This is a genomic window from Streptomyces sp. NPDC006197, assembly GCF_040613865.1.
Classification (GTDB): Bacteria; Actinomycetota; Actinomycetes; order Streptomycetales; family Streptomycetaceae; genus Streptomyces.
In genome coordinates this window covers 83,502-99,091 of the sequence record NZ_JBEXSZ010000012.1, presented here as the reverse complement: position 1 = coordinate 99,091, position 15,590 = coordinate 83,502, and the positions used below count along the sequence as shown (strand labels likewise).

The window sequence follows — 15,590 nt, the reverse complement described above, 5'->3', positions numbered from 1 at the left end:
CGACATGGGTGCGCCAGCCGCCGAACCCCTCCACCAGGTCACCGGGCCGGAAGGAGGCGTCGGGCCCGGCGGCCGGATCGTCCCCTCGCCCTGAGCCCGTACGCGAAGGGCCCGGCTCGCCCCCGAGCCGGGCCCTTCGCGCGTACCGTCCGGGCTACCGGACGAACGTGCTCGCCTGGTTCGCCAGGTCCAGGAAGTACTGCGGGGCGAGGCCGAGGGCCAGGGTGACCACGACGCCCGCCGTGATCGTGATGCTCGTCAGGGCCGAGGGCACGGCGACCGTGGGGCCGTCCGCCTTCGGCTCGCTGAAGAACATGAGCACGATGACCCGGATGTAGAAGAACGCGGCGATCGCCGAGGAGATCACACCGACCACCACGAGGGCGCCCGCGCCACCGTCCGCCGCCGCCTTGAAGACCGCGAACTTCCCGGAGAACCCGGAGGTCAGCGGGATGCCGGCGAAGGCGAGCAGGAAGACCGCGAAGACCGCCGCGACGAGCGGCGAACGGCGCCCGAGCCCGGCCCACTTGGACAGGTGGGTGGCCTCGCCGCCCGCGTCCCGGACCAGGGTGACGACGGCGAACGCGCCGATCGTCACGAAGGAGTACGCCCCCAGGTAGAAGAGGACGGACGAGATCCCGCTCGGGGTCGCGGCGATGACGCCCGCGAGCAGGAAGCCCGCGTGCGCGATCGACGAGTACGCCAGGAGCCGCTTGATGTCGGTCTGGGTGATGGCGACGATCGCACCGCCCAGCATGGTGACGATGGCGACGCCCCACATGACCGGGCGCCAGTCCCAGGTGAGGCCCGGGAGCACCACGTACAGCAGGCGGAGCAGCGCGCCGAACGCGGCGACCTTGGTCGCGGCGGCCATGAAGCCGGTGACCGGCGTCGGGGCGCCCTGGTAGACGTCCGGGGTCCACATGTGGAACGGCACGGCGCCGATCTTGAAGAGGAGCCCCATGAGGACCATGGCGAAGCCGATGAGCAGCAGCGCGTCGTTGCCCATGGTGTCGGCGAGCGCCGGGTCGACGGCGCCGATGGAGCCGTCGACGACGCGGGCGATGGTGGCGTACGAGACGGAGCCCGCGTAGCCGTAGAGCAGGGCGATCCCGAAGAGCAGGAAGGCCGAGGAGAAGGCGCCGAGCAGGAAGTACTTGACGGCCGCCTCCTGCGACATCAGCCGCTTGCGGCGGGCGACGGCGCAGAGCAGGTACAGCGGGAGGGAGAAGACCTCCAGGGCGACGAAGAGCGTCAGGAGGTCGTTGGCGGCCGGGAAGACCAGCATGCCGGAGATCGCGAAGAGCGCGAGCGGGAAGACCTCGGTGGTGGTGAACCCGGCCTTGACGGCGGCCTTCTCCTGGTCGCTGCCGGGGACGGCGGCGGCTTCGGCGGCGAAGGAGTCGACCTTGTGGCCGTGGTCGGCCGGGTCGAGCCTGCGCTCGGCGAAGGTGAAGACCGCCACGATGGAGGCGAGGAGGATGGTGCCCTGGAGGAAGAGGGCGGGTCCGTCGACGGCGACGGCTCCCATGGCCGCGATGTGGGCCTTGGTGGAGCCGTAACCGCCCGCCGCCAGGCCGACGATCGCGGCGAAGGCGGCGGCGAGCGCGAGGACGGACAGGAAGACCTGGCTGTGGTAGCGGGCCTTGCGGGGCACGAAGGCCTCGACGAGGACGCTGACGAGCGCGGCGCCGAGCACGATGAGTACGGGCGAGAGCTGTGTGTACTCGATGTGGGGTGCCGGGATCTTGTCCAGCGGCCCGGCAGCTGTCGTCCACAAGCTGTGGACAGCCATGGAACTCACTTGGCCGCCTCCACGTTCTGAATCTGGGGCTGGGGGTCCTTCTGCCGGACGTCGGACAGGGTGTGCCGCACGGCCGGGTTGACGACGTCCGTCAGCGGCTTCGGGAAGACCCCGAGGAAGATCAGGACGGCGATCAGCGGGACGACCACGGCCAGCTCGCGCGCCCGCAGGTCGGGCAGCGCCCGCACCTCCTCCTTCACCGGCCCGGTCATCGTCCGCTGGTACAGGACGAGGGTGTAGAGCGCGGCGAGGACGATGCCGGTGGTGGCGATGATCCCGGCCACCGGGTACCGGGCGAACGTGCCGACCAGTACCAGGAACTCGCTGACGAACGGGGCGAGTCCGGGAAGCGACAGGGTCGCGAGGCCGCCGATCAGGAAGGTGCCGGCGAGCACCGGGGCGACCTTCTGCACACCGCCGTAGTCGGCGATGAGCCGCGAGCCGCGCCGGGAGATCAGGAAGCCGGCGACGAGCATGAGCGCGGCCGTGGAGACGCCGTGGTTGACCATGTAGAGCGTGGCGCCGGACTGGCCCTGGCTGGTCATCGCGAAGATGCCCAGGATGATGAAGCCGAAGTGCGAGATCGAGGCGTAGGCGACCAGGCGCTTGATGTCCCGCTGGCCGACCGCGACCAGCGCGCCGTAGACGATGCTGATCAGGGCGAGGACGACGATCGCGGGCGTGGCCCACTTCGACGCCTCGGGGAAGAGCCCGAGGCAGAAGCGGAGCATCGCGAAGGTGCCGACCTTGTCGACGACGGCGGTGATGAGGACGGCGACCGGGGCGGTGGCCTCCCCCATCGCGTTCGGCAGCCAGGTGTGCAGCGGCCAGAGCGGCGCCTTCACGGCGAAGGCGAAGAAGAAGCCGAGGAAGAGCAGCCGCTCGGTGCTGGTCGCCATGTCGAGCGAGCCGTTGGCCCTGGCTTCGGCGATCTCGGTGAGCGAGAAGTTCCCCGCGACCACGTAGAGCCCGATGACGGCGGCCAGCATGATCAGGCCGCCGACGAGGTTGTAGAGGAGGAACTTGACCGCCGCGTACGAGCGCTGGGCCGCCGCGTTCTCGTCGGAGCCGCTGTGGGCGCGGTCGCCGAAGCCGCCGATGAGGAAGTACATCGGGATGAGCATGGCTTCGAACAGGATGTAGAAGAGGAAGACGTCGGTGGCCTCGAAGGAGAGGATCACCATCGCCTCGACCATGAGGATCAGGGCGAAGAAGCCCTGCGTCGGCCGCCACCGCTTCGAGGACGTCTCCATGGGGTCGGCGTCGTGCCAGCCGGCCAGGATCACGAAGGGGATCAGCAGGGCGGTGAGCGCGATGAGCGCCACGCCGATGCCGTCGACGCCGAGTTCGTACCGGACGCCGAAGTCCTTGATCCAGGAGTGCGACTCGACGAGCTGGTAGCGGTCGCCACCGGGCTCGAAGCGCGCGAAGACGACGGCGGCGAGCACGAGCGTGGCGAGCGAGACGAGCAGCGCCAGCCACTTGGCGGCGGTGCGGCGGGCGGCGGGGACGGCGGCGGTGAGGACCGCGCCGGCCGCCGGCAGCAGCGCCGTCGCCGTGAGGAGCGGGAAGCCCGCGTTGACCACTGGGGACATGGGAGTCACACCGCCCTCATCAGCAGGGTCGCGGCGATCAGCACCGCCGTACCTCCGAACATGGAGACCGCGTACGTGCGGGCGTAGCCGTTCTGGAGCTTGCGCAGCCGGCCGGAGAGTCCGCCGAAGGCGGCCGCGGTGCCGTTGACGACGCCGTCGACCAGGCTGTGGTCGACGTAGACCAGCGAGCGGGTCAGGTGCGTGCCGCCGGTGACGAAGACGGCGTGGTTGAAGTCGTCCTGGAGCAGGTCGCGGCGGGCGGCCCGGGTGAGGAGCGAGCCGCGCGGGGCGACCACCGGGACGGGCCGGCGGCCGTACTGGAGGTACGCGAGGCCGACGCCGATCACCATGACGGCGACGGTGGCGGCGGTGACGGCGGCGGCGCTGATCGGCGCGTGGCCGTGCTCGAAGCCGGTGACCGGCTCCAGCCACTCGACGAATCCGGCGAACTCGAAGACGGCGCCTCCGGCGACCGAGCCGACGGCCAGCAGGATCATCGGGATGATCATGGACTTGGGCGACTCGTGCGGGTGGGGCATGGCGCCCGCCTCGTGCTCGGCGGCCGGCTCGGCGCTGGGCGCCTTGTCGGCGTCCGGCGCCGGCTGCCAGCGCTTCTCCCCGAAGAAGGTCATCAGCATCACGCGGGTCATGTAGTACGCGGTGATGGCGGCGCCGAGCAGGGTGACCGCGCCGAGGATCCAGCCCTCGGTGCCGCCCTTGGCGAAGGCCGCCTCGATGATCTTGTCCTTGGAGAAGAAGCCGGACAGGCCCGGGAAGCCGATGATCGCGAGGTAGCCGAGGCCGAAGGTGACGAACGTGACCGGCATGTACTTCCGCAGGCCGCCGTACTTCCGCATGTCGACCTCGTCGTTCATGCCGTGCATGACCGAACCGGCACCGAGGAACAGCCCGGCCTTGAAGAAGCCGTGCGTCACCAGGTGCATGATCGCGAAGACGTAGCCGATGGGGCCGAGGCCGGCCGCCAGGATCATGTATCCGATCTGCGACATCGTCGAACCGGCCAGCGCCTTCTTGATGTCGTCCTTGGCACAACCGACGATCGCACCGAAGAGGAGCGTGACCGCGCCGACCACGGTGACGACGAGCTGCGCGTCCGGCGCCGCGTTGAAGATGTCGGCGGAGCGCACGATCAGATAGACACCGGCGGTCACCATCGTGGCCGCGTGGATGAGGGCCGAGACCGGGGTCGGGCCCTCCATCGCGTCCCCGAGCCAGGACTGCAGCGGCACCTGGGCCGACTTGCCGCAGGCGGCGAGGAGCAGCATCAGACCGATCGCGGTCAGCTTGCCCTCGGACGCCTGGCCGGTCGCGTCGAGCACCGGCCCGAAGGCGAAGGTGCCGAAGGTGGTGAACATGATCATGATGGCGATCGAGAGGCCCATGTCGCCGACCCGGTTGACCAGGAAGGCCTTCTTCGCGGCGGTGGCCGCGGTGGGCTTGTGCTGCCAGAAGCCGATCAGGAGGTACGAGGCGAGGCCGACGCCCTCCCAGCCGAAGTACAGCAGCAGGTAGTTGTCGGCGAGGACGAGCAGGAGCATCGCCGCGACGAACAGGTTGAGGTAGCCGAAGAACCGGCGGCGGCGCTCGTCGTGCTCCATGTACCCGATGGAGTAGACGTGGATGAGCGTGCCGACCCCGGTGATCAGCAGGACGAAGGTCATCGACAGCTGGTCGAGCTGGAACGCCATGTCCGCCTGGAAGCCCTCGACGGGGATCCAGGTGAAGAGCCGCTGGTGCAGGGCCCTGTCCTCGGCGCCCTTGCCGAGCATGTCGGCGAAGAGCGCCAGGCCGATCACGAAGGACACGGCCGCGAGCAGCGTGCCGAGCCAGTGCCCGGACCTGTCGAGCCGCCGCCCGCCCAGGAGCAGCACCGCCGCGCCGAGCAGGGGTGCCCCGATGAGCAGCGCAATGAGATTTTCCACGGTCAGCCCCTCACAGCTTCATCAGGCTGGCGTCGTCGACCGAGGCCGAGTGGCGGGCACGGAAGACGGACACGATGATCGCGAGCCCGACGACGACCTCCGCGGCGGCGACGACCATCGTGAAGAAGGCGATGATCTGGCCGTCGAGGTTGCCGTGCATGCGGGAGAACGTGACGAACGCGAGGTTGCAGGCGTTGAGCATGAGCTCGACGCACATGAAGACGACGATCGCGTTGCGCCGGATCAGCACCCCGGCCGCACCGATGGTGAACAGCAGGGCCGCGAGGTACAGGTAGTTGACGGGGTTCACCGGGTGGCCTCCTCTTCGTCCCGGTCCCGGCCGAGCCGCTCCTCGGAGCGCTGCTCCAGGGCCTTGAGGTCGGCCATCGCCTCGGTGGACACGTCCCGGATCTGGCCCCGCTTGCGCAGGGTCCGCATGACGGTGAGCTCCGACGCGGTGCCGTCGGGCAGCAGACCGGCGATGTCCACGGCGTTGTGCCGGGCGTACACGCCGGGCGCGGGCAGCGGCGGGACGTGCTTGCCCTCGCGCACGCGCTGCTCGGACAGCTCGCGCTGGGTGCGGGCCCGCTCGGTCCGCTCCCGGTGGGTGAGCACCATCGCGCCGACGGCCGCCGTGATCAGCAGCGCGCCCGTGATCTCGAAGGCGAAGACGTACTTGGTGAAGATGAGGGCGGCGAGGCCCTCGACGTTCCCGCCGTGGGCGCTGTTGGCCGTGCCGAGGCCGGTGAACTCCGTCAGCGAGGCGTTCCCGATGCCGGCGGCGAGCAGGATGCCGAAGCCGAGACCGCAGGCGACGGCCAGCCAGCGCTGGCCCTTGAGGGTCTCCTTCAGCGAGTCCGCGGCGGTGACGCCGACCAGCATGACGACGAAGAGGAAGAGCATCATGATCGCGCCGGTGTAGACGACGATCTGGACGATGCCGAGGAAGTACGCGCCGTTCGCCAGGTAGAAGACCGCGAGGACGATCATCGTGCCGGCGAGGGAGAGCGCGGAGTGCACGGCCTTCCTCATCAGGATCGTGGACAGCGCGCCGACGACGGCGACGGTGCCGAGGACCCAGAACTGGAAGGCCTCACCGGTGGACGTGGTGTACGCCGCGAGGTTCGCGCTCATGCGTCCGCCCCCTCCGGCTCGCCCTTCTCCCCCTTGGACACGGCGACCTGACGGACCGTGCCGGGCGCCGCCTCGGTGACGAGCCCCCGGTAGTAGTCCTGCTCGGTCATGCCCGGGAAGATCGCGTGCGGGGTGTCGACCATGTCCTCCTCCAGGCCCGCGAGGAGCTGCTCCTTGGTGTAGATCAGGTTCTCGCGGGAGGAGTCGGCCAGCTCGAACTGGTTGGTCATCGTCAGCGCGCGCGTGGGGCACGCCTCGATGCACAGTCCGCAGAGGATGCAGCGGGCGTAGTTGATCTGGTAGACGCGGCCGTACCGCTCGCCCGGCGAGTAGCGCTCCTCGTCGGTGTTGTCCGCGCCCTCCACGTAGATGGCGTCGGCGGGACAGGCCCAGGCGCACAGCTCGCAGCCGACGCACTTCTCCAGACCGTCGGGGTGACGGTTGAGCTGGTGCCGGCCGTGGAAGCGGGGCGCCGTCGTCTTCTGCTGCTCCGGGTACTGCTCGGTCAGCCGCTTCTTGAACATGGCCTTGAAGGTCACGCCGAAGCCGGCCACCGGATTCTGGAAATCAGACACCGTCCGTCCCCCTTTCGTCACTCTCGGTAGCAGTATCGGGGCCACCACTGACAACGAGATCCCTGTCGTACCGGGACCTGCGCCGCGGCACGGGCGGCAGGGACTGTCCGGGCTTGGGCGGTACGGGGAAGCCGCCGGCCATCGGGTCGAAGGACCGCTCCTCGGCGGGACCGGCCGCGGTCCCCTTCGCCTTCCGGTCGCGCAGCGCGTCCGCCACGAAGGAGAGGAGGAGCAGGGCGAGGACGGCACCGGCCACGTACAGCACGATGTTGGAGAAGGCGATGTTCTCGTTCCGCAGCGCGCGGACGGTGGCGACCAGCATCAGCCAGACCACGGCGACCGGGATGAGGACCTTCCAGCCGAGCTTCATCAGCTGGTCGTAGCGGACGCGGGGCAGGGTGCCGCGGAGCCAGATGAAGAAGAACAGCAGGAGCTGCACCTTGATCACGAACCAGAGCATCGGCCACCAGCCGTGGTTGGCGCCCTCCCAGAAGGTGGAGACCGGGTAGGGGGCCCGCCAGCCGCCCAGGAAGAGGGTCACCGACACGGCCGAGACCGTCACCATGTTCACGTACTCGGCGAGCATGAACATCGCGAACTTGATGGACGAGTACTCGGTGTTGAAGCCGCCGACGAGGTCGCCCTCGGACTCCGGCATGTCGAACGGGGCGCGGTTGGTCTCGCCGACCATCGTGACGATGTAGATGATGAACGACACCGGCAGCAGGATCACGAACCAGCGGTCCGCCTGCGCCTCGACGATCTTCGAGGTCGACATCGACCCGGAGTAGAGGAAGACGGAGGCGAAGGCCGCGCCCATGGCGATCTCGTACGAGATCATCTGCGCGCAGGACCGCAGGCCGCCGAGCAGCGGGTACGTGGAGCCGGAGGACCAGCCGGCGAGGACGATGCCGTAGATGCCGACGGAGGCGACCGCGAGGACGTACAGCATCGCGATCGGCAGGTCGGTGAGCTGCATCGCGGTCCGGTGCCCGAAGATCGAGACCTCGTTGCCGGCCGGGCCGAAGGGGATCACGGCGATCGCCATGAAGGCGGGGATCGCGGCGACGATCGGCGCGAGGACGTAGACGACCTTGTCGGCCCGCCGGACGACCACGTCCTCCTTGAGCATCAGCTTGATGCCGTCCGCGAGGGACTGGAGCAGACCCCAGGGGCCGTGCCGGTTGGGGCCGATGCGCAGCTGCATCCAGGCGACGACCTTGCGCTCCCACACGATGGAGAAGAGCACGGTGACCATCAGGAAGGCGAAGCAGAAGACGGCCTTGACCAGCACGAGCCACCAGGGGTCCGTGCCGAACATGGACAGGTCTTCGGCGGCGAGGACGTTCGGGGTCATGCCTGCACCTCCTGCGGGGTCGCCGGGCCGATGCGGACCAGGTCGCCGGGGCGGGCGCCGGTGTCGGAGAGGACGCCCCGGCCCGCCGAGTTCAGCGGGAGCCAGACGACCCGGTCGGGCATCTCGGTGACCTGGAGCGGGAAGGCGACCGAGCCGGCGGGGCCGGTCACCTCCAGGACGTCGCCGTCCTTGACGCCGGTGTCGGCGGCGGTGGCGGCGGAGAGCCGGGCGACCGCCGCGTGCCGGGTGCCGGCCAGGGCCGCGTCGCCCTCCTGGAGTCTGCCGAGGTCGAGGAGGAGCCGGTGTCCGGCGAGGACGGCCTCGCCGTCGCCGGGCCGGGGCGCCGACTGGCCGGGCGAGGCGGGCTCGGTCGCCCGCTCCTCGGTCCAGCCGCCGAGCCGGTCCATCTCCCGCCGCACGGACCGCAGGTCGGGCAGGCCGAGGTGGGCGTCGAGGGCGTCGGCCAGCATGTGGAGCACGCGGGCGTCGGTCGGTGCGAGGGGCCGGGTCATCTGCTCGGGCTTGAGCGCGGCCTCGAAGAGCCGGGCCCTGCCCTCCCAGTTGAGGAAGGTGCCGGCCTTCTCGGCGACGGCCGCGACCGGCAGGATCACGTCGGCGCGCTCGGTGACCTCGCCGGGCCGCAGCTCCAGGGAGACCACGAAGGCCGCGTCGAGGGCCTCACGCGCGCGTGCCGGGTCCGGCAGGTCGGCGACCTCGACGCCGGCGACGAGCAGCGCGGCGAGCTCGCCGCCGGCCGCGGCCTCCACGATCTGGCCGGTGTCGCGGCCGTAGCGGTGCGGGAGTTCGCGGACGCCCCAGGCGGCGGCGACCTCCTCACGCGCGCGGGGATCGGTCGCGGGCCGGCCGCCGGGCAGCAGCGCGGGGAGCGCTCCGGCCTCGACGGCGCCGCGCTCGCCGGAGCGGCGCGGGATCCACACGAGGCGGGCGCCGGTGGCGGTCGAGGCGCGCAGGGCGGCGGTGAGCGCGCCGGGCACGCCCGCGAGCCGCTCGCCGACGGCGAGGACGGCGCCTTCCCGGCGGAGGGCCTCGGCGGCGGCGGCGCCGTCCTCGGAGAGGCCGACCCGGGAGGTGAGGGCGTCGAGCCACTCGGTCTCCGTGCCGGGGGCGGCCGGCAGCAGGGTGCCGCCCGCCTTCGTCAGGCCCCGGGTGGCGAACGGGGCGACCGCGTACGTCTTCTGGCCGTGCTTGCGCCAGGCCTTGCGGAGCCGCAGGAAGACCGCGGGGGCCTCCTCCTCGGACTCCAGGCCGACGAGGAGCACGGCCGGGGCGGCCTCCAGCGAGGCGTACGTGACCCCGCTGCCGTCCAGGTCCCGGCCCCGGCCCGCCACGGCGGAGGCCAGGAAGTCGGCCTCCTCGCCGGAGTGGATCCGGGCCCGGAAGTCGATGTCGTTGGTGTCGAGGGCGACCCGGGCGAACTTGGCGTACGCGTAGGAGTCCTCGACGGTCAGCCGGCCGCCGGTCAGGACGCCGGTCCGGCCGCGGACGAGCCCGCGGGCGGCGGCCTCCAGGGCCTCGGGCCAGGAGGCGGCCTCCAGCTCACCGGTCGCCTGGTTCCGGACGAGCGGTGTGGTCAGCCGGTCGCGCTGCTGGGCGTACCGGAAGCCGAAGCGGCCCTTGTCGCAGATCCACTCCTCGTTGACCTCCGGGTCCTCGGCGGCGAGCCGCCGCATGACCTTGCCGCGCCGGTGGTCGGTGCGGGTGGCGCAGCCGCCGGCGCACTGCTCGCAGACGGACGGCGAGGAGACCAGGTCGAAGGGGCGGGAGCGGAAGCGGTAGGCGGCCGAGGTGAGGGCGCCGACCGGGCAGATCTGGATGGTGTTACCGGAGAAGTACGACTCGAAGGGGTCGCCCTCGCCGGTGCCGACCTGCTGGAGCGCGCCGCGCTCGACGAGCTCGATCATCGGGTCGCCGGCGATCTGGTTCGAGAAGCGGGTGCAGCGGGCGCACAGGACGCACCGCTCGCGGTCGAGCAGCACCTGGGTGGAGATCGCGATGGGCTTCTCGTAGGTCCGCTTGACGCCCTCGAAGCGGGACTCGGCCTGTCCGTGGGACATGGCCTGGTTCTGCAGGGGGCACTCGCCGCCCTTGTCGCAGACCGGGCAGTCCAGCGGGTGGTTGATGAGCAGCAGCTCCATCACGCCGTGCTGGGCCTTCTCGGCGACGGGCGAGGTGAGCTGCGACTTCACCACCATGCCGTCGGTGCAGGTGATGGTGCAGGAGGCCATGGGCTTGCGCTGGCCCTCGACCTCGACGATGCACTGGCGGCAGGCGCCGGCGGGGTCGAGGAGCGGGTGGTCGCAGAAGCGCGGGATCTCGATGCCGAGCTGTTCGGCGGCGCGGATGACCAGCGTCCCCTTGGGGACGGAGATCTCGGCGCCGTCGATGGTCAGCGTCACGAGGTCCTCGGGCGGTACGGCCGGGCTGCCGCCGCCCGCGGGGTTGGACGTGGTGACGGTCATGCGGTCACCTCCTTGTGGTTGTCCGCCCAGGCGGTCGACTTGGCCGGGTCGAAGGGGCAGCCCCGGCCCGTGATGTGCTGCTCGTACTCCTCGCGGAAGTACTTCAGCGAGGAGAAGATCGGCGAGGCGGCGCCGTCGCCGAGGGCGCAGAACGACTTGCCGTTGATGTTGTCGGCGATGTCGTTCAGCTTGTCGAGGTCGGCAAGGGTGCCGGCCCCGTTCTCGATGGCACGGAGCAGCTGGACGAGCCAGTACGTGCCCTCGCGGCAGGGCGTGCACTTGCCGCAGGACTCGTGGGCGTAGAACTCGGTCCAGCGGGTGACGGCCCGGACGACGCAGGTGGTCTCGTCGAAGCACTGGAGGGCCTTGGTGCCGAGCATGGAGCCGGCGGCGCCGACGCCCTCGTAGTCGAGGGGCACGTCGAGGTGCTCGTCGGTGAACATGGGGGTGGAGGAGCCGCCGGGGGTCCAGAACTTGAGCCGGTGGCCGGGGCGCATGCCGCCGCTCATGTCGAGGAGCTGGCGCAGGGTGATGCCGAGGGGGGCCTCGTACTGGCCGGGCGAGGCGACGTGCCCGCTGAGCGAGTACAGCGTGAAACCCGGGGACTTCTCGGTCCCCATCGACGTGAACCAGTCCTTGCCCTTGTTCAGGATCGCGGGAACCGAGGCGATGGATTCGACGTTGTTCACCACAGTGGGGCAGGCGTACAGACCGGCGACCGCGGGGAAGGGGGGGCGCAGCCGGGGCTGGCCGCGGCGCCCTTCGAGCGAGTCGAGCAGCGCGGTCTCCTCACCGCAGATGTACGCGCCGGCGCCGGCGTGGACGGTGAGTTCGAGGTCGAGTCCGCTGCCGAGGACGTTCGTGCCGAGGTAGCCGGCGGCGTAGGCCTCGCGGACGGCCTCGTGGAGGCGGCGCAGGACGGGGACGACCTCGCCGCGCAGGTAGATGAAGGCGTGGTTGGAGCGGATCGCGTAGCAGGCGATCACGATGCCCTCGATGAGGGAGTGCGGGTTGGCGAAGAGGAGGGGGATGTCCTTGCAGGTGCCGGGTTCGGACTCGTCGGCGTTGACGACGAGGTAGTGCGGCTTGCCGTCGCCCTGCGGGATGAACTGCCACTTCATGCCGGTGGGGAAGCCGGCGCCGCCGCGTCCGCGGAGGCCGGATTCCTTGACGTACGCGATGAGGTCGTCGGGGCTCATCGCGAGGGCCCGCTTGAGGCCCTGGTAGCCCTCGTGGCGCTCGTAGGTCTCCAGGGTCCAGGAGTTCGGCTGGTCCCAGAAGGCCGACAGGACGGGCGCCAGGAGCTTCTCGGGGCTGCTGTTGTTGATCTCGGCGGCCAAGGTCATTCCTCCCCCTCCTGTCCGGAGGTCTCACCACGCGGGTGGACGATTCGGTGGTGTGGCTTCTCGCCCTTCGCCAGGCGCAGTCCCACGAGGGAGGCCGGGCCGGCGCCGCCGGTGGCCTCGACGGCGCCGGGGCGCTCGTCGGGGAAGCCGGCGAGGATGCGGGCGGTCTCCTTGAAGGTGCAGAGCGGGGCGCCGCGGGTGGGTTCGACGGTGCGTCCGGCCCGGAGGTCGTCGACCATCTTCTTGGCGGACTCGGGCGTCTGGTTGTCGAAGAACTCCCAGTTGACCATCACGACGGGCGCGAAGTCGCAGGCCGCGTTGCACTCGATGTGTTCGAGGGTGATCTTGCCGTCCTCGGTGGTCTGGTCGTTGCCGACGCCGAGGTGTTGCTTGAGCTCCTCGAAGATGGCGTCGCCGCCCATGACCGCGCAGAGCGTGTTGGTGCAGACGCCGACCTGGTAGTCGCCGGAGGGCTTGCGCCGGTACATCGTGTAGAAGGTGGCGACGGCGGTGACCTCGGCGGTGGTCAGGCCGAGCATGTCGGCGCAGAACTGCATGCCGGTGCGGGTCACGTGGCCCTCCTCCGACTGCACGAGGTGCAGCATCGGCAGGAGCGCGGAGCGGGAACCCGGGTAGCGGTCGATGATCGCCCGGGCGTCCTCCTCCAGGCGGGCGCGGACGTCCGCCGGGTACTCGGGGGCGGGGAGCTGGGGCATGCCCAGGCTGATCTGGTCGGTCATCGGTCGACGCCTCCCATCACGGGGTCGATGGAGGCGACGGCGACGATGACGTCGGCGACCTGGCCGCCTTCGCACATCGCGGCCATGGCCTGGAGGTTGGTGAAGGACGGGTCGCGGAAGTGGACCCGGTAGGGGCGGGTGCCGCCGTCGGAGACGACGTGGACGCCGAGCTCGCCCTTGGGCGATTCGACGGCCGCGTAGGCCTGTCCGGCGGGGACCCGGAAGCCCTCGGTGACCAGCTTGAAGTGGTGGATCAGGGCCTCCATGGAGGTGCCCATGATCTTCGCGATGTGGTCGGTGGAGTTGCCGAGGCCGTCCGTGCCGAGGGCGAGCTGCGCGGGCCAGGCGATCTTCTTGTCGCCGACCATGACCGGTCCGGAGGCCAGGCGGTCGAGGCACTGCTCGACGATCCGCAGGGACTGCCGCATCTCCTCCAGGCGGACGAGGAAGCGTCCGTAGGAGTCGCAGGTGTCGGCGGTCGGGACGTCGAAGTCGTAGTTCTCGTAGCCGCAGTACGGGTCGGTCTTCCGCAGGTCGTGCGGGAGGCCCGCCGACCGGAGGATCGGCCCGGTGGCGCCGAGGGCCATGCAGCCGGTGAGGTCGAGGTAGCCGACGTCCTGCATGCGGGCCTTGAAGATGGGGTTGCCGGTGGCGAGCTTGTCGTACTCCGGCAGGTTCTTCTTCATGGTCTTCACGAACTCGCGCACGGCGTCGACGGCGCCGGGCGGGAGGTCCTGGGCGAGGCCGCCGGGGCGGATGAACGCGTGGTTCATGCGCAGGCCGGTGATCAGCTCGTACAGGTCCAGGATCATCTCGCGGTCCCGGAAGCCGTAGATCATGATCGTGGTGGCGCCGAGCTCCATGCCTCCGGTGGCGATGCACACCAGGTGCGAGGAGAGCCGGTTGAGCTCCATCAGCATCACGCGGATGACGCTGGCGCGGTCCGGGATCTGGTCGGTGATGCCGAGGAGCTTCTCCACGCCCAGGCAGTACGCCGTCTCGTTGTAGAACGAGGTGAGGTAGTCCATGCGCGTGACGAAGGTGGTGCCCTGCGTCCAGGTCCGGTACTCGAGGTTCTTCTCGATGCCGGTGTGGAGGTAGCCGATGCCGCAGCGCGCCTCGGTGACGGTCTCGCCGTCGATCTCCAGGATGAGGCGGAGCACGCCGTGGGTGGACGGGTGCTGGGGGCCCATGTTGACGATGATGCGCTCGTCGTCGGCCTTCGCGGCGGACTGGACGACCTCTTCCCAGTCGCCGCCGGTCACCGTGTAGACGGCGCCTTCGGTGGTCTCGCGTGCGGACGACGCGTCGGTGCTGTTCACGAGTACGACCTCCGCTGGTCCGGAGCCGGGATCTGGGCGCCCTTGTACTCGACGGCGATGCCGCCGAGGGGGTAGTCCTTGCGCTGCGGGTGGCCCTGCCAGTCGTCCGGCATCATGATCCGGGTGAGGGCGGGGTGGCCGTCGAAGACGACGCCGAAGAAGTCGTACGTCTCGCGCTCGTGCCAGTCGTTCGTCGGGTAGACGGCGACGAGGGACGGGATGCGCGGGTCGGCGTCGGGGGCCGAGACCTCCAGGCGGATCAGCCGGCCGTGGGTCAGCGAGCGCAGGTGGTAGACGGCGTGCAGCTCGCGGCCCTTGTCGGACGGGTAGTGGACGCCGGAGACGCCGGTACAGAGCTCGAAGCGCAGGGCCGGGTCGTCGCGCAGGGTGCGGGCCACGCGGACGAGGTGCTCGCGCTCGATGTGGAAGGTGAGCTCGCCGCGGTCGACGACCGTCTTCTCGATGGCGTTCTCGGGCAGGAGGCCCTGCTCCTCCAGGGCGCCCTCCAGCTCGTCGGCGACCTCGTCGAACCAGCCGCCGTACGGGCGGGCGGCCGGTCCGGGGAGCCGGATCGAGCGGACCAGGCCGCCGTAGCCGGAGGTGTCGGCGCCGCTCTGGGCGCCGAACATGCCGTGCTGGACGCGGACCTCCTCGCCGTGGTCCCCGCGCTGGCCCGGCAGGTTCTGCGCGCTGAGGTCCTTCTCGGGGTTGGGTGTCTCGTCACTCATCGCAGAAGACCCTTCAACTCGATCGTCGGCAGCGCCTTGAGCGCCGCCTCCTCCGCCTCGCGGGCCGCCTCCTCGGCGTTCACGCCGAGCTTGGAGGACTGGATCTTCTGGTGGAGCTTGAGGATCGCGTCCAGGAGCATCTCCGGACGCGGCGGGCAACCGGGCAGGTAGATGTCGACCGGCACGATGTGGTCGACGCCCTGCACGATCGCGTAGTTGTTGAACATGCCGCCCGAGGAGGCGCAGACGCCCATGGAGATGACCCACTTGGGGTTGGGCATCTGGTCGTAGACCTGCCTCAGGACGGGCGCCATCTTCTGGCTGACCCGGCCGGCCACGATCATCAGGTCGGCCTGGCGCGGTGAGCCGCGGAAGACCTCCATGCCGAAGCGGGCCAGGTCGTACCGGCCGGCTCCGGTGGTCATCATCTCGATGGCGCAGCAGGCGAGGCCGAAGGTCGCGGGGAACACGGACGCCTTGCGCACCCAGCCCGCGGCCTGTTCGACCGTCGTCAGCAGAAAGCCGCTCGGGAGTTTCTCTTCGAGTCCCATAGGTGCCCCTCAGCC

The 15,590-nt window shown here is 70.4% G+C and carries 13 protein-coding genes; all 13 read right to left on the bottom strand.

From position 1 onward, the window contains the following. Nucleotides 1–154 precede the first annotated feature (154 nt). Genes nuoN through ABZ318_RS06155 form a run of 13 tightly spaced genes read right to left on the bottom strand, consistent with a single transcriptional unit; the run spans nucleotide 155 to nucleotide 15,575 of the window. Entirely contained in the window at nucleotides 155–1,804 is a 1,650-nt protein-coding gene (gene nuoN, locus ABZ318_RS06215; protein ID WP_356901322.1) for an NADH-quinone oxidoreductase subunit NuoN, read from the bottom strand. After that, nucleotides 1,801–3,399, bottom strand: coding sequence for an NADH-quinone oxidoreductase subunit M (locus ABZ318_RS06210; RefSeq protein ID WP_356901321.1), 1,599 nt, complete (start codon nucleotides 3,397–3,399; stop codon nucleotides 1,801–1,803). Before ABZ318_RS06210 ends, nuoN begins: the two co-directional genes overlap by 4 nt. 5 nt (nucleotides 3,400–3,404) lie before the next feature. Then, nucleotides 3,405–5,342, bottom strand: a complete 1,938-nt coding sequence (gene nuoL, locus ABZ318_RS06205; RefSeq protein WP_356901320.1) for an NADH-quinone oxidoreductase subunit L — start codon at nucleotides 5,340–5,342, stop codon at nucleotides 3,405–3,407. A 10-nt stretch (nucleotides 5,343–5,352) separates the two neighbouring features. After that, a complete protein-coding gene (gene nuoK / locus ABZ318_RS06200; protein ID WP_017239464.1) occupies nucleotides 5,353–5,652 on the bottom strand; it encodes an NADH-quinone oxidoreductase subunit NuoK in 300 nt (99 codons plus the stop codon). Continuing rightward, nucleotides 5,649–6,476 carry an NADH-quinone oxidoreductase subunit J gene (locus tag ABZ318_RS06195; RefSeq protein ID WP_356901319.1) on the bottom strand — a complete coding sequence of 276 codons (828 nt, stop codon included), beginning with the start codon at nucleotides 6,474–6,476 and terminating at the stop codon, nucleotides 5,649–5,651. Before ABZ318_RS06195 ends, nuoK begins: the two co-directional genes overlap by 4 nt. Then, the gene (gene nuoI / locus ABZ318_RS06190) at nucleotides 6,473–7,051 is read right to left on the bottom strand and encodes an NADH-quinone oxidoreductase subunit NuoI (RefSeq protein WP_356901318.1); all 579 of its coding nucleotides are present in this window, start codon (nucleotides 7,049–7,051) and stop codon (nucleotides 6,473–6,475) included. Before nuoI ends, ABZ318_RS06195 begins: the two co-directional genes overlap by 4 nt. After that, nucleotides 7,044–8,408 (bottom strand): NADH-quinone oxidoreductase subunit NuoH, encoded by a 1,365-nt coding sequence (gene nuoH, locus ABZ318_RS06185; protein WP_356901317.1) that lies wholly within the window; start codon nucleotides 8,406–8,408, stop codon nucleotides 7,044–7,046. Before nuoH ends, nuoI begins: the two co-directional genes overlap by 8 nt. Further along, on the bottom strand, nucleotides 8,405–10,888 hold the full coding sequence (locus ABZ318_RS06180; RefSeq protein ID WP_356901316.1) for an NADH-quinone oxidoreductase subunit G: 2,484 nt from the start codon (nucleotides 10,886–10,888) through the stop codon (nucleotides 8,405–8,407). Before ABZ318_RS06180 ends, nuoH begins: the two co-directional genes overlap by 4 nt. Beyond that, entirely contained in the window at nucleotides 10,885–12,234 is a 1,350-nt protein-coding gene (gene nuoF / locus ABZ318_RS06175) for an NADH-quinone oxidoreductase subunit NuoF (RefSeq protein WP_356901315.1), read from the bottom strand. The genes ABZ318_RS06180 and nuoF overlap by 4 nt, the downstream gene beginning before the upstream one ends. Then, nucleotides 12,231–12,974, bottom strand: a complete 744-nt coding sequence (nuoE, locus tag ABZ318_RS06170; protein ID WP_356901314.1) for an NADH-quinone oxidoreductase subunit NuoE — start codon at nucleotides 12,972–12,974, stop codon at nucleotides 12,231–12,233. The genes nuoF and nuoE overlap by 4 nt, the downstream gene beginning before the upstream one ends. After that, on the bottom strand, nucleotides 12,971–14,296 hold the full coding sequence (locus ABZ318_RS06165; RefSeq protein ID WP_356901313.1) for an NADH-quinone oxidoreductase subunit D: 1,326 nt from the start codon (nucleotides 14,294–14,296) through the stop codon (nucleotides 12,971–12,973). The genes nuoE and ABZ318_RS06165 overlap by 4 nt, the downstream gene beginning before the upstream one ends. Next, a complete protein-coding gene (locus tag ABZ318_RS06160) occupies nucleotides 14,293–15,024 on the bottom strand; it encodes an NADH-quinone oxidoreductase subunit C (protein WP_356901312.1) in 732 nt (243 codons plus the stop codon). Before ABZ318_RS06160 ends, ABZ318_RS06165 begins: the two co-directional genes overlap by 4 nt. Next, nucleotides 15,021–15,575, bottom strand: a complete 555-nt coding sequence (locus ABZ318_RS06155; RefSeq protein ID WP_030318842.1) for an NADH-quinone oxidoreductase subunit B — start codon at nucleotides 15,573–15,575, stop codon at nucleotides 15,021–15,023. Before ABZ318_RS06155 ends, ABZ318_RS06160 begins: the two co-directional genes overlap by 4 nt. Nucleotides 15,576–15,590 lie beyond the last annotated feature (15 nt).

Coding starts and splice junctions, on each gene's coding strand:
- nuoH (WP_356901317.1), bottom strand. CDS start 8,408: ATGACCCCGAACGTCCTCGCCGCCGAAGACCTGTCCATGTTCGGCACG.
- ABZ318_RS06180 (WP_356901316.1), bottom strand. CDS start 10,888: ATGACCGTCACCACGTCCAACCCCGCGGGCGGCGGCAGCCCGGCCGTA.
- ABZ318_RS06210 (WP_356901321.1), bottom strand. CDS start 3,399: ATGTCCCCAGTGGTCAACGCGGGCTTCCCGCTCCTCACGGCGACGGCG.
- ABZ318_RS06160 (WP_356901312.1), bottom strand. CDS start 15,024: ATGAGTGACGAGACACCCAACCCCGAGAAGGACCTCAGCGCGCAGAAC.
- nuoF (WP_356901315.1), bottom strand. CDS start 12,234: ATGACCTTGGCCGCCGAGATCAACAACAGCAGCCCCGAGAAGCTCCTG.
- ABZ318_RS06155 (WP_030318842.1), bottom strand. CDS start 15,575: ATGGGACTCGAAGAGAAACTCCCGAGCGGCTTTCTGCTGACGACGGTC.
- nuoE (WP_356901314.1), bottom strand. CDS start 12,974: ATGACCGACCAGATCAGCCTGGGCATGCCCCAGCTCCCCGCCCCCGAG.
- ABZ318_RS06195 (WP_356901319.1), bottom strand. CDS start 6,476: ATGAGCGCGAACCTCGCGGCGTACACCACGTCCACCGGTGAGGCCTTC.